Origin of the sequence: Salinivibrio costicola subsp. alcaliphilus (assembly GCF_001996185.1) — a bacterium.
Taxonomy (GTDB): Bacteria; Pseudomonadota; Gammaproteobacteria; order Enterobacterales; family Vibrionaceae; genus Salinivibrio; species Salinivibrio costicola.
The window spans coordinates 61,560-86,985 of sequence record NZ_MUFR01000006.1 but is presented as its reverse complement, the minus strand read 5'-3'; the positions used below and the strand labels follow the sequence as shown (position 1 = coordinate 86,985).

Sequence of the window (25,426 nt, the reverse complement as noted above, 5' to 3'; positions counted from 1 at the left end):
AAAAAAACAGGGCCGCGCTTTGTGGCCCTGTTTTTTTGCTTGGCGCTCGCTCTTTTTTAAGCGACGCGCTTATTCGGTATCGGGATAGAAGACATCGCCTTCTTTCGCCATTGCCAACAGGCGTTCACAAGGCGCAAACCGTTCACCGTAACGATTTTGATGCGCTTGGAGCAAGCTCACCACACGTTCGATACCAATATGATCCATGTAGCGGAACGGTCCGCCCAAAAATGGCGGGAAGCCAATGCCAAAGATCGCACCAATATCGCCATCTCGTGCCGAGCGAATGACGCCCTCGTCGAGGCAACGTGCCGCCTCATTCAGCATCATTAGCGCGCAACGCTGGGCCACTTCATGACCCGACAAACTCGCATTGAGTTTAATGTTCAATAAGCTATAGATCTTTTTATCAACCTGCTTACCTTTGCTGCCTTTTTTACTGGCATCGTAGCGATAAAAGCCTTTACCGGTTTTACGCCCTTTACGGTCATCATTTAACAGCACATCAAAGACATCTGGCGCTTCAAAGCGCTTACCCAGCTCCTGGGTGAGAATTGGCGCAATTTTAGCCCCAATATCAATACCCACTTCGTCAAGCAACGTAATAGGACCGACCGGGAAACCAAAGTCGAGCAATGCATTATCGATATGTTCAATCGTTTCGCCAGCCAATAACACACGCGCCGCCTCGTTCATGTACGGGGCAAGAATCCGGTTCACATAGAATCCAGCGCTATCCCCCACCACAATCGGTGTTTTCCCCTGTTTGCGAGCAAGCTCGACCACGGTAGATATCGTCTTATCACTGGTCCCTTGGTGCGGAATTACCTCGACTAAAGGCATTTTTTCCACCGGGCTGAAGTAATGCAAGCCAACAACCTTCTCTGGCCGCTGGCTGCCTTCGGCAATTTGGTGGATAGGCAGTGAAGAGGTATTGGTGGCAAAAATAGCGTCTTTACTTGTTATCGACTCCATCTCTTGCACCATGCGGTGTTTTAGCGATAAATCTTCAAACACCGCTTCAACCACCACGTCAGCATTCGACAAGGTCGTGGCTTGTGTGTCACCAGACAGTTGCATCATGGTCGCTTGCAACTCAGCCTTGCTGATTTGTTTACGCTTCCGCTTTTTGTTGAGCAACGCGTAACTGTAGCGAAGCGCGTTTAAAATGCCGTCTTCACTGACATCTTTCACTCGCACGGGGTAACCGGCTTTGGCAACGGAGACATGGGCGATGCCCGCCCCCATCAAGCCACCACCGAGAACACCGACTCGTTCAACCTGACCTGGCTCAGCGTCCGCGCCATTTTCTTTTTTCATCGCGGTCGTTGCAAAGAAGAGACTGCGTAATGACTTTGATTCAGGCGTCATCACCAGCTCGCCAAACTGTCGAGCTTCTTCCGCGAAACCTGTTTTTAGTCCTTTATCTAGGCCTTTTTTGACCACCGCTAAGATAGCATCCGCTGCCGGATAATTACCCCGCGTTTTGGCACGCGCTTTTTTACCCGCTTGATCAAAGACGAGGTTACGCCCTACCGAATTTCCGCTTAACATCCAGCTTTGCCATGTCCGGCTCCGTTTCGGCTTGGACTTTTGCGCCAACGCTTCGGCGACATCAAGTAGAACCGTATTCGGAACACAATCATCAATCACGCCGAGTTTTTTCGCTTTCTTCGCCCGAAGCTGCTTACCGGTTAGCATCATGTCCAATGCATCCGGGACGCCTATTAAGCGCGGTAAACGCTGCGTACCGCCCGATCCGGGGAGCAGACCAAGTTGCACCTCCGGCAAGCCCAGTCGCGTTTTATCCCAATCAGTAGCAACCCGACTGTGACAGGCAAGAGCTAACTCTAACCCACCGCCTAAACAAGGACCATGAATCGCAGCCACCACATGAAAAGGCAGTTTTTCAATGCGTGAGAATAAGGCTTGCCCTTGTCCCGCTATCTCACTCGCTTGTTCGGCACTTTCACACGCCTCTAGCATGCGCACGTCAGCGCCTGCGACAAAGTTGTCCGGTTTGCCAGAGTGAATCACCAGTCCTTCAATCGATTGATTGCCCTCGAGTTGATCCAGCACCGCTGAAACGCCCTCGACAAAACTCGCTTGCAAGGTGTTCATGCTCTCGCCAGGCACATCAATGGTCAGCCAAGCAATGTGATTATCAGCAATCGTTAGCGTAAAGGCTTGTGTATTATCGGTTGTCATTATTCTGCCTCCAAGATCATTGCAGCACCTAGCCCACCAGCCGCGCACGCGGTGTTAAGCGCTAATCCTCCACCACGACGTTTCAGCTCACGCAGTGTTTGAGTGATCATGCGCGCGCCTGTAGCAGCAAAGGGATGGCCGTAAGCAAGCGAGCCGCCCAGCACGTTGAATTTGTCCATATCAATTTCACCGATAGCGCGATCACGATTGAGGTGCTCTCGGGCAAAGGTGTCAGAGGCAAACATTTTCACATTCGATAGGGTTTGCGCGGCAAACGCTTCGTGCATATCAATCAAGGTCAGATCCGCCAACGTGATCCCCGCACGATCTAACGCCATCGGGGTCGCATACGAAGGCCCCATCAGCATGTCTTTTTGCACACCAATCGCCGAAAACGCATAAGAGCGTATATAGCCTAAGACCTCGAGTCCAAGCGCTTTAGCACGGCTTTCTGGCATCATTAGTACTGCCGCCGCACCATCAGTGAGCGGCGTACTGTTTGCCGCGGTCACAGAGCCATGTTTACGGTCAAATGCAGGGCGTAATTTGGCATAATCTTCCAGGGTGGAATGGGGACGCAAGTTATTATCTTGTCCAATCCACGCTTTGTATGGCTCAGGATACGCCGTCATGACTTCATCACTGAGCAAGCCTTCATCCCACGCTTTACTGGCAAGCTGATGAGAACGAAGTGCGAGTGCGTCTTGATCGCCCCGTGAAATTTGATGTGACTTCGCCATTTGCTCAGCGGTCTGCCCCATGCTGAGGCCGGTTGAGTATTCGGCGACGGCCGGTGGTACAGGGGCTAAATCTTTAACCGATAGCTTACTGAGCAGCTTTAAGCGCTGACTCATGGTTTTCGCTTTGCTTAAATCTAACAAGGTACGGGCGAGCTTTTTGCTTACGCCAATCGGCAAGACCGATGACGAATCCGCGCCCCCGGCAATTCCCACTTGGATATTGCCTGCAATCATGCTTTCTGCCACATTGGCGACGGCTTGAAAGCTGGTCGCACAGGCACGGGTGACACTGTAGGCATCGGTGTGAATGTCCATCCCCGTACCCAATACAATTTCTCGCGCAATGTTGGGGGCTTCAGGCATTTGCACTACCTGCCCAAACACCACTTGATCAATGTCTTTTGGGGAAATACTGCTGCGGTTCAGCAGTTCTTGTACCACCATTTTGCCCAAATCAACCGCTGGCACATCAGTGAAAGCGGTTGATTGGCGCGCAAATGGCGTACGCAGCCCAGACACAATGGCAATACGATCGCCATTGCCGGTTTTAAGATGTTGCTGAGACGTCATCACTGCTCCTTAGGATGTTCTACAGGTCTGACCAGGATTGTAACCAAATTGTTACTAGCTTAAAACACCCGTTTTAATTGATTGGTAAGATTGCCAACAAGCGCACAGTTCCGTGTACCCTGTACCGAGAGTGATTTAATAACAGCAGATTGAAAAGAAACTACGGCATAAAAAAAGGGGCTACACGCTAGCGTGAGCCCCAAAAAAGATTGGAAAGCAAAACGATAATCTGGGAAGTGTGCAGTGCTTTTCCCGCACCCAGATCCGAACAGAAAGTCATATCATTCAAAAAGGAAACGCCGTTCACTCAACCTCACGAGTGTCGACACATGGCCGATAACGACAGGGTTAACTTTACCGATTTGCAGGGATTCAATATTGAAACAGATCAAACTTGTGCCGATTTTTCACCTAAGCTGAAATTAAATGACAAATCACTCGGTCTATAGACGGACGCATCGATAAAAAAGGTTTATCCTGCATGACTCGACGCCAACCCGACCCCCTCTCTTTCGTTACAGCTGTTCGCTGAGTTTCCTTTCACCTGATGCGAATCCCATCAATTTATTAGATTATTCAACTAAAAAATAAAAAATTACAAATTATTATTTTATTTTAATCCATTTTGGCAGCGCTAAATTGATTTGCGCGCACGAGCTTTTACTCTAGGCCTCCCTTTAAACCGCGAACAAGTAAGCAGATGAAAAATAATAAGATCGTTTATCTCGCCGTTGCCACCGCACTCGGCTCGCTTTCCACCACCGCCCACAGCGCGGGTTTTCAGTTAGCAGAAACCTCAGCAACCGGCCTTGGCCGTGCCTTTGCCGGTGAAGCCGCAATGGCCGATAACGCCAGTGCGCAATTTCGCAACCCTGCCCTGCTCAGCTATTTGGCGGACACCCAGGTATCAGCGGGTGGCATCTACGTGAACCCCAATGTCGATATTGATGGCACGAATACAAACACTTCAGGCAAAAAGACGGCGACATCAACCGATGATGTCGCCCATGATGCCGTGATCCCTAACTTTTACTTTTCGCATCAACTCGACGACCGCTTGACCGCGGGCATCGCGCTGGCCACCAACTTTGGCATGGAAACCGATTTAGGCAACGACTTTACCGGCACCCAGTTTGGTAACGAAGCGGCAGTCACTACTTTTGAAATCAACCCAAACCTTGCCTGGAAGGCCACCGACCAGTTGCGTATTGGCGCCGGTATCCGTTATGTGCTGGGGGAAGGCAGTATTGGGGCACAAGCTAACACAACGGGATCTATCCAGCCCATTCCCGCAGGATCGACTTTAAAATATATGGAAGGCGATGACCGTGCTTGGGGGTGGCAGCTCGGTGCCGTGTACGACATCAATGACAAGCACCGTGTTGGCATCAATTATCGCTCCGAAGTTGATCTAACACTTGAAGGGCATGCAGAAGGACTAAGCTTTGATCAAGTTGCAGGAAAGATACCGAAGCAACCAAATTCGACCTATGACGGTAGCATGGATCTCACCCTACCCGCGACGGCTGAGCTATCATCCCTTCATCAGCTGACTGAGCAGTGGGCGATACACACCAGCCTTAACTGGACCGAGTGGAGCAGCTTTGACAAATTAGAAGCGGATATTCCTTACCTTAATGGTACGCAAGAAGTAAAAGTCGAAAATTGGGAAGATAACTACCGCTTTGCGATCGGCACCACGTATCAGTGGGATCAACAGCTAACACTGCGCTCAGGCATTGCCTATGACACCTCGGCAGTCAGTGATCAAAACCGTACCTTGACCATCCCAGAAACCGATCGTACCTGGTTAAGCCTGGGTGCTGGCTATGAGATGACGCCACAGCTCACCCTAGACGCAGCCTTTACCTATGTCTTTGCCAAAGATGCCTCGGTAAAAGAAGCGCGTGATGGCATCAACTCTGAGTCAGAGAAAAACGCAGAGGCTAACTTTGGTAAATTTGAAGGCGAAACCACCGGTAATGTGTGGTTAGTCGGCGTGCAGGCCAGCTATCGTTTTTAAGTGCTAGACCAATGACCGCTCGCCAGTCGATACGAGTGATTAAATAAAAACACCACGGTGTCGCCGTGGTGTTTTTTTGATCACGCTTGTCCTCAACGAGCTCACGTTAACTTACGGTGCAGCGTCGATATCATCGATAAAGTCATCGAGAAACTCATCATTCAAGGCCGGTTGTTGCTCTAACGCCTCATCCCCTTTGGCACGATAGCGACGATTTTGTAGATAAGCCTCACGCGCAAACGCATAAGGGTCTGGCGAGTTGTCCAGCTGTGACTCTTGCGATACCAAGGCCGCTCGTGATTCCATGCCATCAAACATCCACTTTAACGCCGACTGCGGCAACGTCAGTAATGCCAGTGGCGGGTATAAGCCATCGACCACTTCGCCGGCGCCTTCTCTGACCGACGTGGGACCATAACCCGGCAGCATAATATAGGCGCCCGTACCGACATCATAGTGCCCCATCGCATCGCCAAACTCACGTTGGTCGTATTGCTGAATATCGGCTGCAGAGGCGATATCAATTAAGCCACCCAAGCCAAACAAGGTGTTAATCCAAAAGCGGTTAAAATGGGTGACCGCTTTTTCGCCTTCTAGCATCAGCACGCTATTTAAAAAACTGGCTGGCTCTTCTAGGTTACCCAAAAAATTGGAAATCCCGGTGCGCATTGGGCTCGGCACATAATCGACGTAGGCGATCGAAACCGGACGCGCTACATAGGGATCAAGGTAATCGTAATTTACCGTCCACATCGCACGGTTAAATCCTTCTAATGGATCATCGGGGTGCGGCTCGGCACCCGGTGGGCGTGACGCACACCCTGCGACAAGACCTAATATAAGCGCCATTAAACACAGACGTTTCCACATCAAATGGGATTCCTCTATAAAATGAAAGGCTGGGAATGCCCAGCCTTGGTAACAATCTGTCTATTTTGTCTTGGTTACTGCTGTTTGTCGATAACCAGTTCAACCCCTTCGCTTAAGGCCACCGGATCACTGACACCTACCCAGTCGCCTTGCTTAGTCGCGACATTGCCATCTCTGTCAATACGCGCTTTGATCACCACGCTATCAAGCGAAGAAAGTGCCTGCACCGGGTTCAAACTATCGCTATCAGCCAAGGCCAGTGAAACCGGAAACTTAGACAGTGGGAGACGCTTAGCGGCAATCGGCATCGCTGCCTCAGCCGATGCATGCGCGGAAATGATCAGCACGCCATCCTCGGGTAATTCAACCTGCTCCCCCAGTTTCACCGTGATCGCTATCTTGGCTCCTGCGGCACTGTTGAGGGCTAGCTGGGCACGGGCAATCGACTGATCAAGGGTTTGGTTACGCGGATCGTCTTTGCCAATCAAGGTTTTCATCGCATTCCAAGTCGCGATGGCATCTTGATAACGGCCTTGCTCGAACGCCTGGTAGGCCAGTAACGACATCGCCTGTAGATTAAAGGGATCGTCTTTCACTACAGATTTTAATAAATTCTGCGCCCGGGCACTGTCTGCCTCATCACCTGCAAACAGCAAGGCTTGCGCCAACCCCACTTGAATATCGGATTGTGAGGGTGCCAAGGCATAAGCTTTTTCCATCGCCCCTTTGGCGGTTTCGCCATCCCGATTGGCCAAGCCAATGCGTCCGAGCAACAACCAACCGGTACTGTCTTGCGGCTCGTGCTGCAAGCGGGTCCGCAACGCCAAGGTAAGATCTTGCATCTCTTGCTGAGTTAATGGCTTCTCGCCCTCGAGTAACCGCTTTGATAGCTCGGGCAACTGTTTGGCGGTTTGCTGCCACTGCGCGACCTGATTCGCACTCCCTTCGATGCCATATAACCCAAAACTCACTATCGCAAGCACAATAAGCCCCGGCACCCATTGCATTGGCGTTAAGCGCAAATGACGAGCCTGCTTGGCTTTTTCTTTTTCAGGGATATCGTCCAACAAGGATTGTTGCAAATCCTGCGTTAGGTCCTGCTCATTATCAATCAGCCCTTCGGCACCCTCAGACTGGATTTCTTCAACCCGGTCATAATAAAAGGCTTTGTTAAGTGCATCCCGGCTGGCTTGATGGTCGTGTTCGCTTTTTTGCCAAAGGGGCCAGAGAAACATCACCGCGCCAAGTACAAAAAACACCAAGGTGGCGCCCCAAAACTCAATCATTTTGGCTCCTTTTTCTGTTCGGTTGATCCATGCTCAGCGGATACTTTAGGCTCTGCGTCGGTCGCTTTTTCTGAGGCTAAGGTCGCTTTTTCTGAAGCTAATAACGCATCAAGCCGTTGTTGTTCTTCATCACTGAACGCCTCATTCAGCGTTTGCTTGGCTCGGCGACTGCGCACAACCATCAACCCAAGCCCCGTGAACATGACCAGTGCAGGCGCAAGCCATAAAACTATGGTGGAGGCAGTCAATGGCGGATTATAGGTCACAAAATTGCCATAGCGTGCAATCATAAAGCTGCGAATTTCATCGTCAGTACGCCCTTGCTGCAGCATTTGATGGACTTTTTGCCGTAAGTCTTGCGCCAATTCGGCATTGGAATCAGCAATGCTATTGTTCTGACACTTAGGACACCGTAATTCACTGGTGAGGGCGCGAAAACGCGCCTCTTGTTTGGCCGAATCAAACTGATAGACATCAATCGCATTGGCAAATGCTAAGGTCGCACCGGCCCACAATAGGACAATCATGATCACTTTTTTCACGATCCCTCCTCCTGCAATGCGTTAAATTTAGGCTTTAAGGTTTCTTGCCAATTACGTGCGTTAACATCCCCCACGTGCCGGTATTGAATGATACCGTTGGCATCGATCAAAAAGGTTTCTGGCGCGCCATATACCCCTAAATCAAGCCCTAGCATGCCATCGCCATCGTACAGACTGATCTGGTAAGGATTGCCAAGATTATTCAGCCATTTTACCGCTTTGCCGCGATCATCTTTGTAGTTGAGTCCAATGATTTTGACCCCTTGCGACGCCAGTTTATTGAGAAACTGATGCTCGGCATAACAGGTAGGGCACCAAGTCGCCCATACGTTTAACAGTAAAGGCTCACCATTAAAAATAGCCTGGTCATACACTTTGCCCGGCGTTTGCAAATCTTCGAGATGAAAAGCGGGCACCGGCTTGCCTACCAACACCGATTCAAGCTTGGTGGGATCGTCTCCTTGCGCATTTTTATCGAGCTGGGCGACAAAAAAGCCAGCGAGAGCAACAAAGGCGAGTAACGGGAGAAACCACAGTAACTTCTTCATCCTTTCGCCTCCGATGTCGCAGTTGATGAGATCGATTTACGACGAAAGCGGTAGCGCTTATCACTGATCGCTAACGCGCCGCCGAGTGCCATCACGATGGCACCAAACCAAATCCAACGGACAAAAGGTTTGTAATAAAGCCGCATCGCCCAAGCGCCATCCGGCAATTCTTCACCCATAGCAATGTAGAGATCTCGGGTTAAACCGCGATCGATGGTTGCTTCTGTCATCATCGAACTCTGAACCGAATAAAAACGCTTTTCTGCTTCTAAATGATTGATAAAGCGCTCGCCATGGTACACATCAAAGGATGCCACATAAGCTTGATAGTTCGGTCCTTGCTTTTCCGACAAGTCAGTAAAGTTAAAGGTATACCCTTGCAGCGTGACACTGCTTCCTGGCGCCATTTTAACGTCACGTTCAATATCATAATTTTCCACCATGGCTACACCGATGATGGTAATGGCTAAGCCAATGTGTCCCAACACCATCGCCCAGTGACTGCGCCCTAACTTTTTGATCCCGACACGGAATGGATGCCGATGCGTGGCGCGTAAATGTAGCTCATAGCCATGCAAGAAGGTAATCCACAACGCCATGGTGACCCCCATGGCCGCCATCGCTTTAAAGCTATCAGCCAATAAGGCAATGGACCCAATCCCCAAAGCGACCGCCGCGATCCCGCTTGCGAGCATGGGTTTGGCGAGAGTGGAAAGCTTATCGCGCTTCCAACGGATTAAGGGGCCAATCCCTAAGAAAAAGGCGAAAGGCAGCATTAGCCATGCGAACAAAAAGTTAAAGAAAGGTTCGCCAATAGAGACCGATCCTAACCCAATTTGTTTGTGCACCAAGGGAAGCAAGGTGCCGATTAAGACTATCACCAACGCGGTCATCAACAAGGTATTGTTAACCAACAAAGCGTTCTCGCGTGAAATGAGCGACACCTTGGTGTTCCCTCGAATTTCTGAGGCGCGCAACGCATAGAGCAACAATGAACCACCAATCACCACCACCAGGAAGCCAAGAATAAATAGCCCTCGCGCCGGGTCGGACGCAAAAGAATGTACCGAGACCAAGACGCCTGAGCGCACTAGGAAAGTACCTAACAAGCTTAATGAGAATGCGGATATCGCCAATAATACGGTCCAGGCTTTAAAGGTGCCCCGTTTTTCGGTCACTGCCAGCGAGTGCATTAATGCCGTCCCAGCAAGCCACGGCATAAACGACGCGTTTTCGACCGGATCCCAAAACCACCAGCCTCCCCAGCCCAGTTCGTAATACGCCCACCAGGAGCCAAGTGCGATCCCAAGGGTAAGAAATAGCCAAGCGGCCGTAGTCCAAGGTCGTGACCAACGCGCCCAGGCAGTATCTAAGCGACCGGCCAACAATGAGCCAATCGCAAAAGCAAACGCAACCGAGAAGCCCACATAACCCATATACAAAATCGGTGGGTGGACAATAAGTCCTGGGTCTTGCAGCAATGGGTTTAAATCACGCCCGTCGACAGGAAAGTAAGGTAAGGTGCGATCAAAGGGATTGGACGTTAGAATAATAAAGAGTAAAAAGCCAACCGAAATCATCCCCATGACGGCTAAAACGCGCGCGACAGAGGACAGCGGCATGCCGCGACTAAACACAGCCACCGCTACCGTCCACAGTGCTTGCACCAACACCCAAAGTAATAATGAGCCCTCGTGAGCGCCCCATACCGCAGTGAGGCGATAGTACCAAGGCAGTGCACTGTTGGAGTTACTGGCGACGTAAGCTACCGTAAAGTCATTGGTGTAAAAGGCCCAACTCAAGGCGATAAAAGAAAACAGCAACATGGCAAACATGCCCACAGACAGTGGTCGTGCCATTTTCATCATGCCTTCATGCCCTTTACTCGCCCCATAGAGGGGATAAAAACTTAAAAGTAGCGCCAGCCCCAGGGCGAGGATTAACGCATAATGCCCGAGCTCAACAATCATAACTGACTACCTTGTTTTTGCTCCTCGGTGTATTCAAGTGGCTGATGGTTTTTCTCCATCGCCTCCGCGATTTCTGGCGGCATATATTCTTCATCGTGCTTAGCCAGTACTTCACTCGCTTTCACCGTACGCGAATCAACAAGTATCCCTTGCGCGACAATGCCTTGTCCTTCTCGAAATAAGTCCGGCAAGATCCCCTCATAGGTCACAGTGACGGCAGGGCCTACATCGGCGACATTAAACTGAATTTGCAAAGACTCCTGATCACGTTTCACCGAGCCTTCTACCACCATACCGCCGATACGAAGACGCTGACCGACTGTTGGCTTGGTCCCATCGGGTTTGCCTTGCACGATTTCAGTGGGGGTATAGAACAAGTCCATATTCTGATTCAAGGCGTAAACAACGAGCCCAATTGTGGTCGAGGCGCCAAGAACCAAAGCAAGGGTAATCCACAATCGTTTCTTACGTCGGGGCGTCATAAGGTGTTCTCCAGTGATTGAGCGTCTTTTATTCGCTGCTCTCGTGCGATTTGTTGTTTAACGGCTTGCAGGCGTTTGTTGTGAGTACGGTGATAACCGATAATCAGCGCAATCATCGCACCCGCGGTGATACCAAACGCACTCCACACATAGGCGGCATAGCCCCCCATGGCTAAAAACGCACTGATACTATCAAAATGCATTAGTGGTCCTCCGCCAGCGCACGGACCCACGGTCGATGAGACTCGCGTAACAAAATTTGATTACGCAGCCCCATCAAGGTCAGGGCGATAAAAAAACAAGCGAAACCCAGCAGGCAAACCAATAGCGGCCATAGCATGCCAGGATCGATAGACGGCCGAGCGAACTTAGTGATGGTGGCGCCTTGATGTAAGGTGTTCCACCACTCTACCGAGAAGTGAATAATAGGAAGATTAATCACGCCGACCATGGCTAAAATACCGGCGGCTTGTGAGGCGGTACGCGCATCGTCGAACGCGTTGTAAAGCGCCATCACACCGATATAAAGGAACAGCAAAATCAACTCAGACGTGAGTCGGGCATCCCAGACCCACCAGGCGCCCCACATCGGCTTACCCCAAATTGCGCCGGTCACCAACGCTATAAAGGTAAAAACGGCCCCGACAGGCGCAATGGCACCCACGGCCCAATCGGCCATTTTAATCTGCCAGACTCGACCGATAAAAGCGGCTATCGCCATCGACATATATGCACCCATCGACCAGATTGCGGCCGGCACGTGGATATAGATAATGCGAAAACTATCGCCTTGTTGATAATCTGCGGGCGCGAACGCCAGCCCCCATATATTTCCGATCATTAAGCTCAGCCCAGCCAGCACGGCAAACCAAGGGAGCAAAGTCCCACAGAGCCGATAACTCACTTCAGGTTTTGCGTAAGGGTGAAGCCACTTCCACATGACAATTGCTCTACTTCCTGATTAATAATTAATTCACGCTCACACGCAACGCGGCGGCGATAGCAAATGGCGCCAAGGTGATCGATCCCACCAACATGGCGCCAAGAATAGCCAGTTGCCCACTGATGTCTGCCCCTAATGCGGCCATATCAATCGCTGAGGTCGCAAAAATCAGTACAGGGATATAAAGAGGGAGGATCAATAGGCTCAACAAGACGCCGCCTTTACGTAACCCAACGGTTAGCGCCACGCCAATAGCGCCAACAAAACTCAGTGTTGGAGTCCCCAATAACAAGGTTAAGACCACCGCTTGGTAACTAGTGCTATCTAATGACAGCAACAACGCCAGTACCGGGCTCACAAGCAGCAAAGGCAAACCCGTTAACAACCAGTGTGCAATCACTTTGGCGATCACCAACACAGGTAAAGGGACAGGCATCAGCATCATCTGCTCTAATGAGCCGTCCAGATAATCGTCGCGAAAAAGCCGCTCTAAGGATAATAATGCAGAGAGCAAGGCCGCGACCCAGATCACACCAGGAGCAATTTTCTGCAGTAATTGCGGGCCAGGCCCTACCCCTAATGGAAATAAGGTAATCACGATAATGAAAAACCATAATGGATTGAGACTGTCAGCAGGCTGACGGAAGGCCACTTTTAGCTCTCGGCGAATGGTCAACCACATGGCTTGGATCATTGGGCCCCCAAACGAATACGACGCAGCAAAGGATGGTCGACAAACATATCTTGATGCGTGGTGAACAATACAATGCCACCTTGGTTCACATGCCGCTCGAACACAGCTTCAAGCACCTTCACGCCCTGTTTATCAATCGCAGTTAACGGCTCATCGAGAATCCACAATCGACGGTCGGTAAGCCACAAACGCGCCAATGCTACGCGTCGATTTTGACCCGCTGATAGTTGTCCAGCGGGAATATCTTCGCGCCCAGCCAGGCCGACTTTAGCCAAGGCTTGCCAAATCGCATCACTGTCATAGCTGCCATGGATTTGCATCGCATGAGAGAGATTCTCAAAGGCGGTTAGTTCGCGTTTCACCCCGGGGGTATGCCCTAAAAAGAGAAGATTACGATAAAACACGTCGCGCTGTTGGGTAATCGTCTGCTGCTGCCAACAGACCTCTCCGCTATCCGCTAAGCCTAGACCCGCGATAATACGTAATAGCGTGGTTTTGCCTGCCCCGTTTGGTCCCTCAACTTGAACAAGATCACCCGGAGACAGAGAGAATGTCAGCGCATCAAACAACACTCGATCATCACGAACACAGCACAGCTGTTTCACTTCCAACATGACAAATGTTGCATCCTGCTTTGTGTTACAAAAGTGGACGCATAGTATCACAATGGTCAAAATGACTGTTAGTTACCATAGGGTTGCAAAGTGTGACTCGCGTAAATAATTGTGAGAAACCATGAAGATTGGGCCAACGAATCCACAACAATGGGTGGAAAAACCAGCAGCGCTTGCAAGACCAATGACACGTCAGATAGACAGTCGTGCACTGACGCAGGCGCAATTTACGTTGCTAACCGGTCAGTCCCAGGCCTCCCTCTCCGGAGTGCTGGCTCAGTTACACCTATTGCCCGCGCTGACCGCCACTATCCAGCAACAGCCTGCCGCGACACAAACGCTGATGCAATCGTTGCTGTCATTGTGGACGTTACCGAGTCGCTCACACGACCTGAACCCGGATAAAATCGCCGAATGGCTGTCACAACGCCCCGCAGATAAATTAATGGCGACGTTACTGCGCCAATGGCTGACACCACAATCTGAAGGCGACGGTATGAAGGGCGTATTGCGATTAATGGCCGAACAGCGGGTCGCTGAATCGGCTCGCCCGGGAGAGTGGCAATGGGTGCTGCCCTTTTCCGACCCCCAGCAACCCCCTATTCGGGTAAACGCGCGTCGATGCGGGGCTCAAGATTCATCGGAGTCGGCACCAAACCTAAGCTGGCAAATTCGACTTTATCTTCCCGTTGGCCGCCAATTTATTCGTGCGGATGTCGACGTCTCAGATGTCGAGAATAAAATAACGCTAACCGCCCCGACACACGCACTCCAGCAGCGAATTTATCAAACGATTGATTGGCTTAATGACCGACTCGCTCAGCAAGCCATTACGATGAAGATCGATGTTAGTGATAAAGTAGAAACCGTCACACCGAATACAGCCGAAGTGCCACCAGGGGCCGGCATTTCAGTGAGGGTATAATGATGAAAAGTGAGAAAGGTGGCAAAGGTAAGAAAGGTGAAAAACGTGCTATCGCGCTTGGATATGATGGTTATAACGCGCCGACGGTTCAAGCCAAAGCGTCTAACCAACTCGCGCATGAACTCATTGAAGCACTTAATGAACAAGGCTGCCTAATTCACGAAGATGCTCACCTGCTCGCGTGGCTAGAAAAGCTTGAAAAGGGGGATGAAATCCCGCCGATTCTTTACCAAGTGATAGCAGAGTTGATTGCTTATGCGTGGGTGTTGGAAGGAAAAACCCCACCAGGCTGGCACGAGCATAAGCCAATCAATACGCAGGTATAAAGACTAGCGTTGCTGATTGGCCGCTTGACGCTTACGTAAACTCAGTAAAAGCTCAGCCTCGGCTTTAGGGAGATCACATTCTTGCATCAGTTCATCCACATCGGCACCGAGGTCGACCATTTTGCTCGCACGGCTATATAAGCGGCTACCTGAATCGTGCATCTCCAGCTCGACGTGCTTTTCCAGTAGATCGTCGACATTGGCAGATAAATCCGCCAACTTTTTACCCATACCCATACTACCGGCACGCAATTCATTAAACTGCTTAGCAAGACTGTCATGGCGTTGACGCGCACTTTTTAGCACGGTTTCCATCGCCTGCAACTTGTTCTCTAATCGCTCCCGAGCGCGCTTTTCCGCGCCCAAGCGCCACAAAGTGACGATGGCAAACGCCACCGTCACCACGACCGGCAACCAAGTAAGCAGCAGCTCAACCATTACAGCATGGCCATTTCATTCCACTCTTCATCGGTCAATAGCTTGTTGAGATCGACCAAGATAAGTAGTTCACCATTACGGTTACTTACGCCTTGAATAAACTTGGCGCTTTCTTCTGTACCGACGCTCGGCGTGGTATCAATTTCTGATGTTTTCAGATATACCACTTCGGCCACGCTGTCGACCATAATGCCAATGACTTGGGTTTCTGCTTCAATAACAATCACACGCGTATTGTCTGTGACCTCGGCAGAGGCTAAACCAAAGCGAGAGCGTGTGTCGATCACTGTCACGACGTTACCACGCAGATTAATGATACCCAATACATAGTCAGGGGCGCCAGGGACCGGTGCAATTTCGGTATACCGTAATACCTCACGCACCTGCATTACGTTGATGCCGTAGGTCTCTTCTTCAAGCTGAAAAGTAACCCACTGCAATACTTCGTCATTGACGCCTTCTTTTTGAATTTCAGCTACCTGAGACATTGATTTTCCTCTTTACGCGCTGTGTAACTAGTTATTACGCCATCGCTTTGGCGTCAATCCCCTGATTTAACATAGCAATAAATGCTGGGACATGGATCAAAGCACACATTTTCTCTTTTACCATGCCCGCTAGCCAAGGCCTTTTTCCGGCTTGTTTTCGCCAGCGAATGGCTTTTCCACTGAGAGCTTGTGTGCCTAGGAGTTGATCACACGCCAACCCCCACTTACTGTCCCCCAGTATCACAATATAATTATAGTCGTCCCTGTGCTGATTATCTGCCAGTTTTTCTGGCATCACCCAACGAGCAGTATCAACGACATCAAGCTGTTGCTGCTTCTCTGTATGCAATCCTAGATACCAATCTGGTCGTCCGATCAAACGATTACAGTCTCCGAGTTGATGAATACCACCTAATTCTGCAAGTGGCACGGCATAGGTAACGCCCATACTCTCAAAAAATAATACCTGAAACTCCGCTTCAGTTTCAGCATTTTCCCACTGTGTGGGAGGAATCTCTTCACCGGCTTGTGTGTCAACCTCGACGTCAACGTCCGCCTGTTGTGCTTGCTCCGTCCTGAACGCCTCATCAACACGCACTTCTTCTTGGTCGGACGTAGATACCGTTGCTTCGGACTCGATGGAGACACCTTCGTCCGTCTCGGTCTCGGTCTCGGTCTCGGTCTCGGTCTCGGTCTCGGTCTCGGTCTCAGTCTCGGTCTCGGTCTCGGTCTCGGTCTCGGTCTCGAATGCAGTCTCTACCTCAGGCACAGACTCGTCTACCGTAATCGCGTCTTTTTCTTGTAGGCCCCAATCAGCCATGGTGTAAGTGTCTACCACTGACTCAGACGCTTCTTCAACCAAGGGTTCTGTTGTTTCAGTCGCAGTGTCTTGGGCGCGTTCAGTCTCTGTTTGCGTTGAGGTTTCCGCTTGCGCGTCGACTTCAGCTTCTTCATCAATTCTAAGCTGAGCTAACAAACGCTCAACTTCTGCCAGATCGCGCTCTGGCTCGGCATAAGCAACCGGATCGGGCTTCAACGGTACAGCACTAGGTTGTGGCTTGGGCTGCAAGCGTGGCTGTGTCGGATCATTATCCTCGATCAATGAGGCAGACGACACCCGCGTCACGCCCAAATCGGGTGTGACGGATTGGGAATCGCTTTCCGAGCTGTCACCTAAGTCATCCAGTAGGGCTTCAAAATAGTCATCGAGCGCCTGACCACTGGAGAGGGTGTTATGCTTGTTCATCCTGTTCCAGTCGCTCCAAATAGGTTAATAGCGTTTTGTAAGCAAAGACACCGCGGCAGTTTTTGGCATAGAAAGACGCTGGCATATGTTTGAGGCTCGCATCTCGAAACTTGGTATCAATAGGAACGGCTGACGCCCACACTTGATCACTGTAGCGAATCTTTAACTCTTGCAATGTTTCTAACGAGGCGCGTGTTCGCTTGTCGTACATGGTAGGAATGATGGTGAGATTAAAGTTGGAGCTACGAGATTTTTGCATGATCTGTAACGTCCGCATCATTCGCTCCAGCCCTTTCATGGCCAAAAATTCAGTTTGTACAGGAATTAAAATTCGATGACTCGCCGCTAACGCATTAACCATCATCACACCTAGTATGGGCGGGCAATCAATTAATACATAGTCGTAGTCATCAGAGAGTGCGCTCAACGCCTTCTTTAGTACCAGCCCCATGCCACCACGGTTACCCATGACACGATCCAACGTTGCCAGTGACATATGAGCGGGGATCAAATCTATGTTTTCATACTGGGTCTTTAAAATAATCGGTTTGACCGTGTCTTTATTCACGGTCTGTAATTGGAATAAATCAAACAAACTTGCCGGAAGCTGCTCCGAATCAAAATTCAAATACGTCGATAGTGAGGCGTGCGGGTCGGTGTCCACCAGCAGGACACGTTTCTTACGCTCGCTAATCAATCCTGCTAATGTCACTGTGGTGGTTGTCTTACCAACACCGCCCTTTTGGTTGGCGATACTCCAGACTATCAAGCCCCACTCCTTATTTTAAATTCAACTCAACCAGTATGCGCTCGGCAATCCGGTCAAGTGGCAAGTCTTCCGATGAGATGCCCGCTTTGGCGACCGCTTGCGGCATGCCATAAACAACACAACTGTCTTCATCTTGCGCCCAGATCGTCGATCCCGCATTTTTGAGCATGCGTGCACCTTCTCGACCGTCCGCTCCCATGCCTGTTAGCACCATAGATAGGACTTTATCGCCATAGATTTTTGCCGCCGAGCCAAATGTCACATCCACACAGGGTTTGTAATTCATCCGCTCGCCGCCATCGAGAATTTTTAAACGTGCAGCACCCGGCCGACCATCTACCATCATTTGCATGCCACCAGGCGCAAGATAAGCATGACCCGGTTTGAGCATATCGCCATCTTTTGCCTCGGCCACGGTTACCTTACTCAGACCATTTAAACGCTGAGCAAATGCGGCGGTAAATGTCGCTGGCATATGCTGAATTAAGATAATGGGCAGTGGAAAGTTCGCTGGCAGTTTAGTCAGTACCTTTTGTAGCGCAACCGGTCCCCCCGTTGAGGTACCAATTGCCATTAATTGATAGCGCTTACCCGAAGCGGCAAATTTTGCCGGCGCTTTTGCTGAAGACGCCGTACCCGCGGTGGGTCTAGACACCGGACGTGCAGGCGCTCGCACCCCACCCGTCGGTGGTACGGTTTGCTCAGAGCCGGAAGCAGGTGACGGACGTGTAGCGCGACGCATGACCGGGCGCTTACGCGCGATCTCAAGCACGCGCTGCTGGAGTAAGTTCGTTGCCTCATCTCGATTACGCGCGATATCCTCAAACTTTTTGGGAAGAAAATCGAGTGCACCCGCTTCGAGTGCATCTAACGTCGCTTTTGCGCCATCGTGTGTTAGCGATGAGAACATCAAGATAGGTGTTGGCGTTTGCGCCATGATTTGGCGCACCGCTGAAATCCCGTCTAACACCGGCATTTCGACATCCATAGTGATCACGTCTGGCTTAAGTTGCGCGGTTTTTTCAACCGCTTCTTTGCCATTCACCGCACTATCAATCACCTCCATTCTTGGATCAGCGTTGATTATTTCACTCACGCGGCGACGGAAGAAACTTGAATCATCTACCACCAATACTTTTACTGCCATGGGCGTCCTTTTCTCTCATTAACCTGCGTAATGTTTCAACAGGTTGGGCACATCCAGAATCAGGGCGATATGACCATCACTGGTGATGGTTGCACCCGCCATACCCGGTGTACCTTGCAGCAATTCATCAAGCGGTTTAATCACCACTTCCTCTTGCCCAAATAGGGTATCTACAACAAAGGCAATACGTTGGTGAGCAATTTGTACAATCACCACATGCCCTTTGGTTTTATCAATCTCCGTTGCACGTTTACATAGCCAATCTTGCAAGAAGAAAATCGGGATCGCTTTATCTCGAACAATAAGCGTGAGCTGACCATCAACCGTGTTAGTTCGGGACATATCTAAACTGATGATCTCACTCACGTTGGACAGTGGGAAAGCAAACGGGTTGTCTCCCACACCAACCATGAGGGTTGGAAGAATCGCAAGGGTGAGCGGTACCTTGATTTCCAGCACTGTGCCTCGGCCCAGCTCAGAGTCGATATTGATCGAGCCATTCAGCTTAGTGATGCCCGTTTTAACTACATCCATCCCAACCCCACGGCCGGAAATGTCGGACACTTCTGTTTTGGTCGAAAAGCCTGGGGCAAAAATAAGATTATATGCCTCACTGTTGCTCAAGCGAGCGGCGGCTTCAGCATCCATCACCCCACGGTTAACCGCGATGCTTTTCAGCTTTTCTGCATCCATACCGCCACCATCATCGGCGATGGTCAGCAAGATATGATCCCCTTCCTGGGAGGCTTTTAAGGTAATGGTACCCACACGTGGTTTGCCTGCTTTTTCACGCTCATCAGGCATTTCAATGCCATGGTCAACCGAGTTACGCACCAAGTGGACCATAGGATCCGCCAAGGCTTCGACAAGGTTTTTGTCGAGATCGGTCTCTTCGCCCTGCATTTCCAAGACAATTTCTTTTTTCAAGCTGCGAGAAAGATCGCGGACAACACGAGGGAAACGACCAAAGACCTTTTTGATCGGTTGCATCCGCGTTTTCATCACCGCGCCTTGCAGGTCCGCCGTGACCACATCCAAGTTGGTAACCGCTTTGGCCATGCTCTCATCATTGCTGCTTTGACCCAGGCTGACGAGTCGATTGCGCACTAACACAAGCTCGCCGACCATATTCATAATGCCGTCGAGCGTGGAGGTATTCACCCGAACGGTCTGCTCTTGCTGTGGTGCTGCAGGCGGTTTTTTCTCAGGTGCTTTCTCTACAGCGGCAGGCGCTTTTGCCCCTGCCCCCGCACTTTTAGGTGCTGCTTCTTTGGCGGGTTCTGGCTTGCTCGCTTTTTTAGCCGGCGCAGGATCCGGTTTGGGCTGCGGTTTTGGCTCAGGCTTAGCGTCGACTTTATCTGCATCGGCTTTCGCTCTTTCAGCATCTGCCGCTGGCCCCTTACCTCTACCATGCAAATCATCTAGCAGCTTTTCGAATTCATCATCGTCAATAAAATCATCACCACCCGATGAGGCGGGTTGGCTCGGTGCTGAAGCACTGTTTTCAGCTGCATCATCGCCTGGCTGCGGTGCGGCTGGGCCTTTACCAGAGCCATGCAGATCGTCAAGTAACTTTTCGAATTCATCGTCGGTGATATCACCGCTATCCGCTTCGGTGCTTTCCACCACTTCTGGCTTAGCGGGCGATGATTCATTTGAAGATGTCGGTGCTTTGCCTTCGCCATGAAGCTGATCGAGCAATTTATCGAATTCATCTTCGGTAATTTCATCGACGGAATCACCGCTTATCGCACCTTCGTCTTGTGCCGGTGTCGCATCGTTTTGCGGCTCTGGTTCAGCAGTCGGTGCTGGCTCAGGTTCCGGCTCTGGCTCTGCGGGTACTTCCTCGTCTTCGCTTGCCGGTTTGGCATAACGGTGAAGCGCTTCCAACAGTGTGGGATCTGCGATAACAGGCTCTTCACGATTTTGCACGGCAGAAAATTGGTCATTAACGGTATCCAATGCCTGCAAAATGGTGTCCATCACGTCGGACGTCAACTCACGACCACGATTACGCAAATTATCAAAAACGTTTTCGGCACCATGGCAAGTGTCAACTAAGGCATTGAGGCCAAGAAAGCCTGCCCCACCTTTTACGGTATGGAACCCTCGGAAGATACTGTTCAATAAGTCTGCGTCATCAGGGGCACGCTCCAAATCGACCAATTGCTCAGACATTTGTTCGAGGATTTCCCCCGCTTCAATCAAAAAGTCCTGAAGGATTTCTTCATCCATCTCAAAGCTCATAGCGCACCTCTAAAAACCCAAACTCGATAATAAGTCGTCAACATCATCTTGGTTGTGAACCACGTCATCACGCTCTTCGGGATGAATCACAGGACCCTCAGGGGCTGATTTACTGGTGGTATCATCTGCTTGTGTTGCCGATGCTGCTTCGATTGCAGCGCTATCCATGCCAAACGCAGTCAGTATTTCAACCAGTTGCTGTTCCACTTCCTGCACTAATTCAATAACACGTCGAATTACCTGCCCCGTTAAGTCCTGAAAATCTTGTGCCATTAATATTTCAGTAAGGTGAGCATGCAGTTCTGTTGCTCCCCCCTCAACCTGAGTCAATAGACCCTCAATGCTGTGACACAATGGCTTAAACTCATCCAAGGCAATGTCGCCCCGCATCAAGCTGTTCCAATTAGGCCGTACCGCTTGCAGATTGTCTTGCAAATCACTGGCAATCGGCATGGTACGCTCGACCGCATCCATGGTTTTGTTTGCCGCTAATTCGGTTTTCTGCATCACATACGTAAGCCGATCGCGAGCATCAGGTATATCGACATTCGCCAAATCACTCACTCTGGGATCCAAGCGAAAGTCAGTAATAGAATCATGTAATTGGCGGGTCAACTTACCCACTTCATTAAACAGCGGGTCACGTGCTTCTTTCGCTATCTCAGTCAGAAGCGTGTTAGCGTTATCTTGCTCTCCACTCTCAAGATACGCGACCAATTGTTTCGCTTGGTCCAGGTTGATCATGACGGTTCCTTTTAACTGTGCGCGTGACTGATTACATACGCTCGAAGATCTTATCGAGCTTCTCTTTCAACGTTGCGGCAGTAAAAGGTTTTACAATGTAACCGTTCACGCCAGCTTGCGCGGCTTCTACAATCTGCTCGCGTTTCGCTTCGGCGGTGATCATCAATATAGGAAGGTGCTTAAGTTCATCGTCTTTGCGGATCTCTTTAAGCAGGTCAATCCCTTGCATGCCCGGCATATTCCAATCGGTCACGACAAAATCAATACCGCCTTTTTTAAGGATTGGCAGCGCGGTTAAGCCGTCATCTGCTTCAACGGTATTGTTGAAACCCAAGTCACGAAGAAGATTCTTTACGATACGGCGCATTGTTGAAAAATCATCAACAACGAGAATTTTCATGTTTTTATCCAAGGTTGCCTCCGGTGAGGTCTCGTTTTATTGTCGAAACAGTTACTCACTATGCCAAGCGGTTAGCTTGGCTCTCAAACGTTGCGTAGCCTGACTTTGAATCTGACAGACCCGGGATTCGCTGACCCCTATCACAGCGCCTATCTCTTTAAGGTTTAATTCCTCATCATAATAGAGAGATAGAACCAGTGCCTCTCTTTCAGGAAGACTTTTGATCGCGCCCGCTAATGCGGCCTTGAAACTATCTTCCGCAACGCCCTGAAAGGGAGTGTTGTCGTTACGGTGACTCTCCGTTGTGAATGCATCTTCAGAGACACCTAGATCATCCATACCGATTAAACGCCCACAGCTTACGTCGTTAAGCGCCTGATGGTATTGATCCAAACTCATATCGAGCTTTTCTGCCACCTCCACATCAGTTGGGTCTCGCCCTAAGGTTTTCTCTAACGATGCAATGCCATCACTGATCGTTCGACTCGCCTTGTGGACAGACCGTGGAACCCAATCACCGCGGCGCATATCATCCAGCATAGCACCGCGAATACGAATACCAGCATAAGTTTCAAAACTTGCACCCTTTGACGGGTCATAATTTTGCTGCGCCTCAAGAAGACCCACCATGCCAGCTTGGATTAAATCTTCTACTTGAACGCTCGGTGGTAAGCGCCCCATCAAATGATGCGCGATGCGCTTAACCAAACTCGAATAACGCTCAAGTACCGCTTGGCGATCTACCCCTACGCGGCTATACGTGAGCGCTTTATTCACGAACTAACTCTCCTGCGTCATCATTTTTGATCAGCAATCGCTCAACGAAAAACTCCAGATGGCCTCCCGGATTACGTGGTACCGGCCATGTCAGCGCTTTATTTGCGAGCGCATTCATGGCTAATGATGCGGGGGAGCGAGGAAATGCGTCAATGACAACTTTTTGTTTTCTCACGGCTTGCCTCACCCTTTCGTCCACGGGAATACATGCTACTAATTCTAGATTAGCATTGAGAAAACGTTCAGTGACTCGCGTTAATTTTGTGAACAAGTCTCGCCCTTCACGGTAGCTTCTGACCATATTTGCGACAACTTTGAAGCGCGTCACCCCGTGTTCTCGGCTTAATAGTTTAATCAACGCATACGCATCAGTAATCGACGTGGGCTCATCACAGACCACAATGACGACATCTTGTGCCGCGCGCGAGAAGCTCAATACCATATCAGAAATACCCGCCGCCGTATCCACTAAGAGTACATCAACCTCTTCTTCGAGTGTACCAAAAGCACGAATTAAACCAGCATGTTGGGCGGGTGTCAGCTCTGTCATGCCTTGAAGGCCAGACGAAGCGGGGACGATTTTCATACCATGCGGCCCTTCCAGAATAATATCTTTGAGGTCACAGGCACCTTGGAGAACATGCGATAGGTTTTTACCCGCCCGCAATCCAAGTAATACGTCTACATTGGCGAGGCCAAGGTCGGCGTCAAGCACCATCACTTTTTTGCCCTGACGAGCCATGGACGCGGCCATCCCTAACGTAACGTTAGTTTTTCCTACGCCACCTTTCCCCCCGGTTACGGTAATAACCTTGGTACGTGACGGATTGGTTAAACGGCGAAGGCCGCTTGCTTGATCTTGCATGGTTGTCTCAATCATAAAAGTCCGCCCCATTCGACTCTGGGACATCGCTGCTCCAGAAGTGATTGTGCTGATCCGTGCCTGACTCCAACATTTCACTGGCTTTTACCACCAGAAATTGTCCCGTGGCTTGGCGGATATCTTCCGGCACACGTTGCCCATCGGCCAAGTAGGCCACAGGCAAGGCATTTTCGATGGTGACACACAATAATTCACCGAGGCTGAGCGACTCATCTAGCTTGGTCAGTACACATCCCGATAAAGGGATACGGCGAAAGTGTTCGATGGTTTCTTGCAATACGCGGCGCTGCGATGTCGCAGGCAACACCAGCAAGCTACGGATATGTGAGCCACTGTTTTGCATCAGGGTATCCAGTTGCTCCGACAACCGAAGATCACGCTGTCCCATTCCAGCGGTATCTAGCAATATCAAGCGTCTATGACGCAGTTGATAGAGGATATCGGCAAGCTCATCCGCATCTTTAGCGACTTTAACGGGACAGCCAAGGATTCGCCCATACGTGGCGAGTTGCTCATGGGCACCGATACGGAAGGTGTCCGTGGTGACTAAGGCAATATCCTCAGGGCCAAATTCCATCGCGGCGCGCGCAGCTAACTTAGCAATGGTGGTCGTTTTCCCCACTCCTGTAGGACCAAGCAAGGCAATCACGCCCCCGGTTTCTAGCATGTTCTCATCAACCGTAATCACTTGATCAGCCACCAAATCTAACAGCGCTTGCCACGCCTCATTCGGCGGCGTTTCTTCTGGGATATAACACGCCAGTTGATCGGCCAGTTCAGAGGATAGCCCCATCCGCTCTAAGCGTTTGATTAGCATCGCTCTTAATGGCTCTCGACGTTCCACCTCTTGCCACATCAACCCCGATAACTGGTGTTCAAGTAAGCTTCGAATCGAGGCCATTTCTTGACGCATGGCATCAATTTCTTTATCCGAGGCTTGCGATTGCCGTCCTTCAAACCGGGACGGATCGAGCTGCGGTTTAGCGGGCGATGAACGGGGCGCTGGTGATGCATCTTGCCAACCTGAGCGACCATTGCTCTTTAACTGGCGACGAGGCTCATAGCCACGACCCAGTGCCGACTGACGCGCGTCAGTTGGAGGTTGGGGGCGCGAACCGTGACCTGATTGCTTTTGCTGACGCTGTAGCAAGGCCGTGAGCGAGTCAGCTTCGGTTTCGGGTTCAGTTGGCTGTGATTGTTCCCGATACTCATCAAGCATCGCAGAAAAGCGAGGCGGTCGCTTGCTTTGCCCATTTTGACGCGCGTGGCTTTGCTGACGCTGGCGCAATTGAACTTGATCATCAGCCAATTGCCGATGTGCCTGTGAATAGGCGTTTGCCGACTGCTGCTGCGCCTTAGGAGCAGGCTTATCCGGCATCGGCTCAGTGTCTGCATCCACAGCCGCGACAATCTCTACGCCACCTGTCACTTTTTTGTTAGACATGATAACGGCATCCGCGCCCAGCTCTTCTTTCACTTGGCTCAGCGCAGCTCTCATATCTTTTGCAAAAAAACGTTTTATTTTCAAAGCACGGCCCTACTCATA

The 25,426-nt window shown here is 50.5% G+C and carries 26 protein-coding genes; 3 read left to right on the top strand and 23 right to left on the bottom strand.

The genetic code is table 11. From position 1 onward, the window contains the following. Positions 1-69: 69 nt before the first annotated feature. Positions 70-2,208, bottom strand: coding sequence for a fatty acid oxidation complex subunit alpha FadJ (gene fadJ / locus BZJ21_RS03520; protein ID WP_077669133.1), 2,139 nt, complete (start codon positions 2,206-2,208; stop codon positions 70-72). Next, positions 2,208-3,518 carry an acetyl-CoA C-acyltransferase FadI gene (gene fadI, locus BZJ21_RS03515; RefSeq protein WP_077460329.1) on the bottom strand — a complete coding sequence of 437 codons (1,311 nt, stop codon included), beginning with the start codon at positions 3,516-3,518 and terminating at the stop codon, positions 2,208-2,210. The genes fadJ and fadI overlap by 1 nt, the downstream gene beginning before the upstream one ends. A 700-nt stretch (positions 3,519-4,218) precedes the next feature. Between fadI and BZJ21_RS03510 the strand changes: the two genes are divergently transcribed. Continuing rightward, on the top strand, positions 4,219-5,541 hold the full coding sequence (locus BZJ21_RS03510) for an outer membrane protein transport protein (protein ID WP_077669132.1): 1,323 nt from the start codon (positions 4,219-4,221) through the stop codon (positions 5,539-5,541). A 111-nt stretch (positions 5,542-5,652) separates the two neighbouring features. Here BZJ21_RS03510 and BZJ21_RS03505 read toward each other — a convergent pair whose 3' ends face one another. The 10 genes from BZJ21_RS03505 to ccmA form a co-directional block, all read right to left on the bottom strand. Beyond that, entirely contained in the window at positions 5,653-6,411 is a 759-nt protein-coding gene (locus tag BZJ21_RS03505; RefSeq protein WP_021023094.1) for an MlaA family lipoprotein, read from the bottom strand. A 74-nt stretch (positions 6,412-6,485) separates the two neighbouring features. Then, positions 6,486-7,697 carry a c-type cytochrome biogenesis protein CcmI gene (ccmI, locus tag BZJ21_RS03500; RefSeq protein WP_077669131.1) on the bottom strand — a complete coding sequence of 404 codons (1,212 nt, stop codon included), beginning with the start codon at positions 7,695-7,697 and terminating at the stop codon, positions 6,486-6,488. After that, positions 7,694-8,239 (bottom strand): cytochrome c-type biogenesis protein, encoded by a 546-nt coding sequence (locus BZJ21_RS03495; RefSeq protein WP_077669130.1) that lies wholly within the window; start codon positions 8,237-8,239, stop codon positions 7,694-7,696. The genes ccmI and BZJ21_RS03495 overlap by 4 nt, the downstream gene beginning before the upstream one ends. Then, complete coding sequence (locus tag BZJ21_RS03490) at positions 8,236-8,787, bottom strand: DsbE family thiol:disulfide interchange protein (RefSeq protein ID WP_021023091.1); 552 nt, start codon at positions 8,785-8,787, stop codon at positions 8,236-8,238. The genes BZJ21_RS03495 and BZJ21_RS03490 overlap by 4 nt, the downstream gene beginning before the upstream one ends. Next, positions 8,784-10,757, bottom strand: coding sequence for a heme lyase CcmF/NrfE family subunit (locus tag BZJ21_RS03485; protein WP_077669129.1), 1,974 nt, complete (start codon positions 10,755-10,757; stop codon positions 8,784-8,786). Before BZJ21_RS03485 ends, BZJ21_RS03490 begins: the two co-directional genes overlap by 4 nt. Beyond that, positions 10,754-11,239 carry a cytochrome c maturation protein CcmE gene (ccmE, locus tag BZJ21_RS03480; RefSeq protein ID WP_077669128.1) on the bottom strand — a complete coding sequence of 162 codons (486 nt, stop codon included), beginning with the start codon at positions 11,237-11,239 and terminating at the stop codon, positions 10,754-10,756. The genes BZJ21_RS03485 and ccmE overlap by 4 nt, the downstream gene beginning before the upstream one ends. Then, the gene (gene ccmD, locus BZJ21_RS03475; RefSeq protein ID WP_077669127.1) at positions 11,236-11,442 is read right to left on the bottom strand and encodes a heme exporter protein CcmD; all 207 of its coding nucleotides are present in this window, start codon (positions 11,440-11,442) and stop codon (positions 11,236-11,238) included. The genes ccmE and ccmD overlap by 4 nt, the downstream gene beginning before the upstream one ends. Continuing rightward, positions 11,442-12,179, bottom strand: coding sequence for a heme ABC transporter permease (locus BZJ21_RS03470; protein ID WP_077460321.1), 738 nt, complete (start codon positions 12,177-12,179; stop codon positions 11,442-11,444). Before BZJ21_RS03470 ends, ccmD begins: the two co-directional genes overlap by 1 nt. Positions 12,180-12,207: 28 nt before the next feature. Next, a complete protein-coding gene (ccmB, locus tag BZJ21_RS03465) occupies positions 12,208-12,876 on the bottom strand; it encodes a heme exporter protein CcmB (protein ID WP_077669126.1) in 669 nt (222 codons plus the stop codon). Then, positions 12,873-13,490 (bottom strand): cytochrome c biogenesis heme-transporting ATPase CcmA, encoded by a 618-nt coding sequence (gene ccmA / locus BZJ21_RS03460; RefSeq protein ID WP_077669125.1) that lies wholly within the window; start codon positions 13,488-13,490, stop codon positions 12,873-12,875. The genes ccmB and ccmA overlap by 4 nt, the downstream gene beginning before the upstream one ends. 121 nt (positions 13,491-13,611) lie before the next feature. Between ccmA and BZJ21_RS03455 the strand changes: the two genes are divergently transcribed. Beyond that, entirely contained in the window at positions 13,612-14,415 is an 804-nt protein-coding gene (locus tag BZJ21_RS03455) for a hypothetical protein (protein ID WP_077669124.1), read from the top strand. After that, entirely contained in the window at positions 14,415-14,741 is a 327-nt protein-coding gene (locus BZJ21_RS03450; RefSeq protein WP_021023083.1) for an EscU/YscU/HrcU family type III secretion system export apparatus switch protein, read from the top strand. The genes BZJ21_RS03455 and BZJ21_RS03450 overlap by 1 nt, the downstream gene beginning before the upstream one ends. 3 nt (positions 14,742-14,744) lie before the next feature. Here BZJ21_RS03450 and BZJ21_RS03445 read toward each other — a convergent pair whose 3' ends face one another. Genes BZJ21_RS03445 through flhF form a run of 11 tightly spaced genes read right to left on the bottom strand, consistent with a single transcriptional unit; the run spans position 14,745 to position 25,408 of the window. Continuing rightward, positions 14,745-15,179: a DUF2802 domain-containing protein gene (locus BZJ21_RS03445; protein WP_077669123.1), complete on the bottom strand. Its 435-nt coding sequence runs from the start codon at positions 15,177-15,179 to the stop codon at positions 14,745-14,747. Continuing rightward, positions 15,179-15,667 carry a chemotaxis protein CheW gene (locus BZJ21_RS03440; RefSeq protein WP_021023081.1) on the bottom strand — a complete coding sequence of 163 codons (489 nt, stop codon included), beginning with the start codon at positions 15,665-15,667 and terminating at the stop codon, positions 15,179-15,181. The genes BZJ21_RS03445 and BZJ21_RS03440 overlap by 1 nt, the downstream gene beginning before the upstream one ends. A 34-nt stretch (positions 15,668-15,701) precedes the next feature. After that, positions 15,702-16,913, bottom strand: a complete 1,212-nt coding sequence (locus BZJ21_RS03435) for a chemotaxis protein CheW (RefSeq protein WP_077669122.1) — start codon at positions 16,911-16,913, stop codon at positions 15,702-15,704. Beyond that, entirely contained in the window at positions 16,900-17,682 is a 783-nt protein-coding gene (locus BZJ21_RS03430) for a ParA family protein (protein ID WP_077460316.1), read from the bottom strand. The genes BZJ21_RS03435 and BZJ21_RS03430 overlap by 14 nt, the downstream gene beginning before the upstream one ends. Positions 17,683-17,692: 10 nt before the next feature. Then, the gene (locus BZJ21_RS03425) at positions 17,693-18,829 is read right to left on the bottom strand and encodes a protein-glutamate methylesterase/protein-glutamine glutaminase (RefSeq protein WP_021023078.1); all 1,137 of its coding nucleotides are present in this window, start codon (positions 18,827-18,829) and stop codon (positions 17,693-17,695) included. An 18-nt stretch (positions 18,830-18,847) separates the two neighbouring features. Continuing rightward, the gene (locus BZJ21_RS03420) at positions 18,848-21,076 is read right to left on the bottom strand and encodes a chemotaxis protein CheA (protein ID WP_077669121.1); all 2,229 of its coding nucleotides are present in this window, start codon (positions 21,074-21,076) and stop codon (positions 18,848-18,850) included. A gap of 9 nt (positions 21,077-21,085) precedes the next feature. Beyond that, positions 21,086-21,820 (bottom strand): protein phosphatase CheZ, encoded by a 735-nt coding sequence (locus tag BZJ21_RS03415; RefSeq protein WP_021023076.1) that lies wholly within the window; start codon positions 21,818-21,820, stop codon positions 21,086-21,088. A 31-nt stretch (positions 21,821-21,851) separates the two neighbouring features. Beyond that, positions 21,852-22,220, bottom strand: coding sequence for a chemotaxis response regulator CheY (gene cheY, locus BZJ21_RS03410; RefSeq protein WP_037353866.1), 369 nt, complete (start codon positions 22,218-22,220; stop codon positions 21,852-21,854). 51 nt (positions 22,221-22,271) lie between these two features. After that, positions 22,272-22,997, bottom strand: coding sequence for an RNA polymerase sigma factor FliA (locus BZJ21_RS03405; protein ID WP_021023074.1), 726 nt, complete (start codon positions 22,995-22,997; stop codon positions 22,272-22,274). Then, the gene (locus BZJ21_RS03400) at positions 22,990-23,877 is read right to left on the bottom strand and encodes a MinD/ParA family protein (RefSeq protein WP_021023073.1); all 888 of its coding nucleotides are present in this window, start codon (positions 23,875-23,877) and stop codon (positions 22,990-22,992) included. Before BZJ21_RS03400 ends, BZJ21_RS03405 begins: the two co-directional genes overlap by 8 nt. Continuing rightward, positions 23,870-25,408 carry a flagellar biosynthesis protein FlhF gene (gene flhF, locus BZJ21_RS03395; protein WP_077669120.1) on the bottom strand — a complete coding sequence of 513 codons (1,539 nt, stop codon included), beginning with the start codon at positions 25,406-25,408 and terminating at the stop codon, positions 23,870-23,872. Before flhF ends, BZJ21_RS03400 begins: the two co-directional genes overlap by 8 nt. Between the last annotated feature and the right edge of the window lie 18 nt (positions 25,409-25,426).

Bases quoted from the DNA above. Each gene is read 5' to 3' on its own strand.
- BZJ21_RS03470 (WP_077460321.1), bottom strand. From the start codon at position 12,179: ATGTGGAAGTGGCTTCACCCTTACGCAAAACCTGAAGTGAGTTATCGG.
- BZJ21_RS03445 (WP_077669123.1), bottom strand. From the start codon at position 15,179: ATGGTTGAGCTGCTGCTTACTTGGTTGCCGGTCGTGGTGACGGTGGCG.
- fadI (WP_077460329.1), bottom strand. From the start codon at position 3,518: ATGACGTCTCAGCAACATCTTAAAACCGGCAATGGCGATCGTATTGCC.
- ccmI (WP_077669131.1), bottom strand. From the start codon at position 7,697: ATGATTGAGTTTTGGGGCGCCACCTTGGTGTTTTTTGTACTTGGCGCG.
- BZJ21_RS03455 (WP_077669124.1), top strand. From the start codon at position 13,612: ATGAAGATTGGGCCAACGAATCCACAACAATGGGTGGAAAAACCAGCA.
- BZJ21_RS03510 (WP_077669132.1), top strand. From the start codon at position 4,219: ATGAAAAATAATAAGATCGTTTATCTCGCCGTTGCCACCGCACTCGGC.
- ccmD (WP_077669127.1), bottom strand. From the start codon at position 11,442: ATGCATTTTGATAGTATCAGTGCGTTTTTAGCCATGGGGGGCTATGCC.
- BZJ21_RS03485 (WP_077669129.1), bottom strand. From the start codon at position 10,757: ATGATTGTTGAGCTCGGGCATTATGCGTTAATCCTCGCCCTGGGGCTG.
- BZJ21_RS03400 (WP_021023073.1), bottom strand. From the start codon at position 23,877: ATGATTGAGACAACCATGCAAGATCAAGCAAGCGGCCTTCGCCGTTTA.
- BZJ21_RS03435 (WP_077669122.1), bottom strand. From the start codon at position 16,913: ATGAACAAGCATAACACCCTCTCCAGTGGTCAGGCGCTCGATGACTAT.
- BZJ21_RS03505 (WP_021023094.1), bottom strand. From the start codon at position 6,411: ATGTGGAAACGTCTGTGTTTAATGGCGCTTATATTAGGTCTTGTCGCA.
- cheY (WP_037353866.1), bottom strand. From the start codon at position 22,220: ATGAAAATTCTCGTTGTTGATGATTTTTCAACAATGCGCCGTATCGTA.
- BZJ21_RS03490 (WP_021023091.1), bottom strand. From the start codon at position 8,787: ATGAAGAAGTTACTGTGGTTTCTCCCGTTACTCGCCTTTGTTGCTCTC.
- ccmB (WP_077669126.1), bottom strand. From the start codon at position 12,876: ATGATCCAAGCCATGTGGTTGACCATTCGCCGAGAGCTAAAAGTGGCC.
- BZJ21_RS03415 (WP_021023076.1), bottom strand. From the start codon at position 21,820: ATGATCAACCTGGACCAAGCGAAACAATTGGTCGCGTATCTTGAGAGT.
- ccmA (WP_077669125.1), bottom strand. From the start codon at position 13,490: ATGTTGGAAGTGAAACAGCTGTGCTGTGTTCGTGATGATCGAGTGTTG.
- BZJ21_RS03425 (WP_021023078.1), bottom strand. From the start codon at position 18,829: ATGGCAGTAAAAGTATTGGTGGTAGATGATTCAAGTTTCTTCCGTCGC.
- ccmE (WP_077669128.1), bottom strand. From the start codon at position 11,239: ATGACGCCCCGACGTAAGAAACGATTGTGGATTACCCTTGCTTTGGTT.
- BZJ21_RS03440 (WP_021023081.1), bottom strand. From the start codon at position 15,667: ATGTCTCAGGTAGCTGAAATTCAAAAAGAAGGCGTCAATGACGAAGTA.
- fadJ (WP_077669133.1), bottom strand. From the start codon at position 2,208: ATGACAACCGATAATACACAAGCCTTTACGCTAACGATTGCTGATAAT.
- BZJ21_RS03420 (WP_077669121.1), bottom strand. From the start codon at position 21,076: ATGAGCTTTGAGATGGATGAAGAAATCCTTCAGGACTTTTTGATTGAA.
- BZJ21_RS03450 (WP_021023083.1), top strand. From the start codon at position 14,415: ATGATGAAAAGTGAGAAAGGTGGCAAAGGTAAGAAAGGTGAAAAACGT.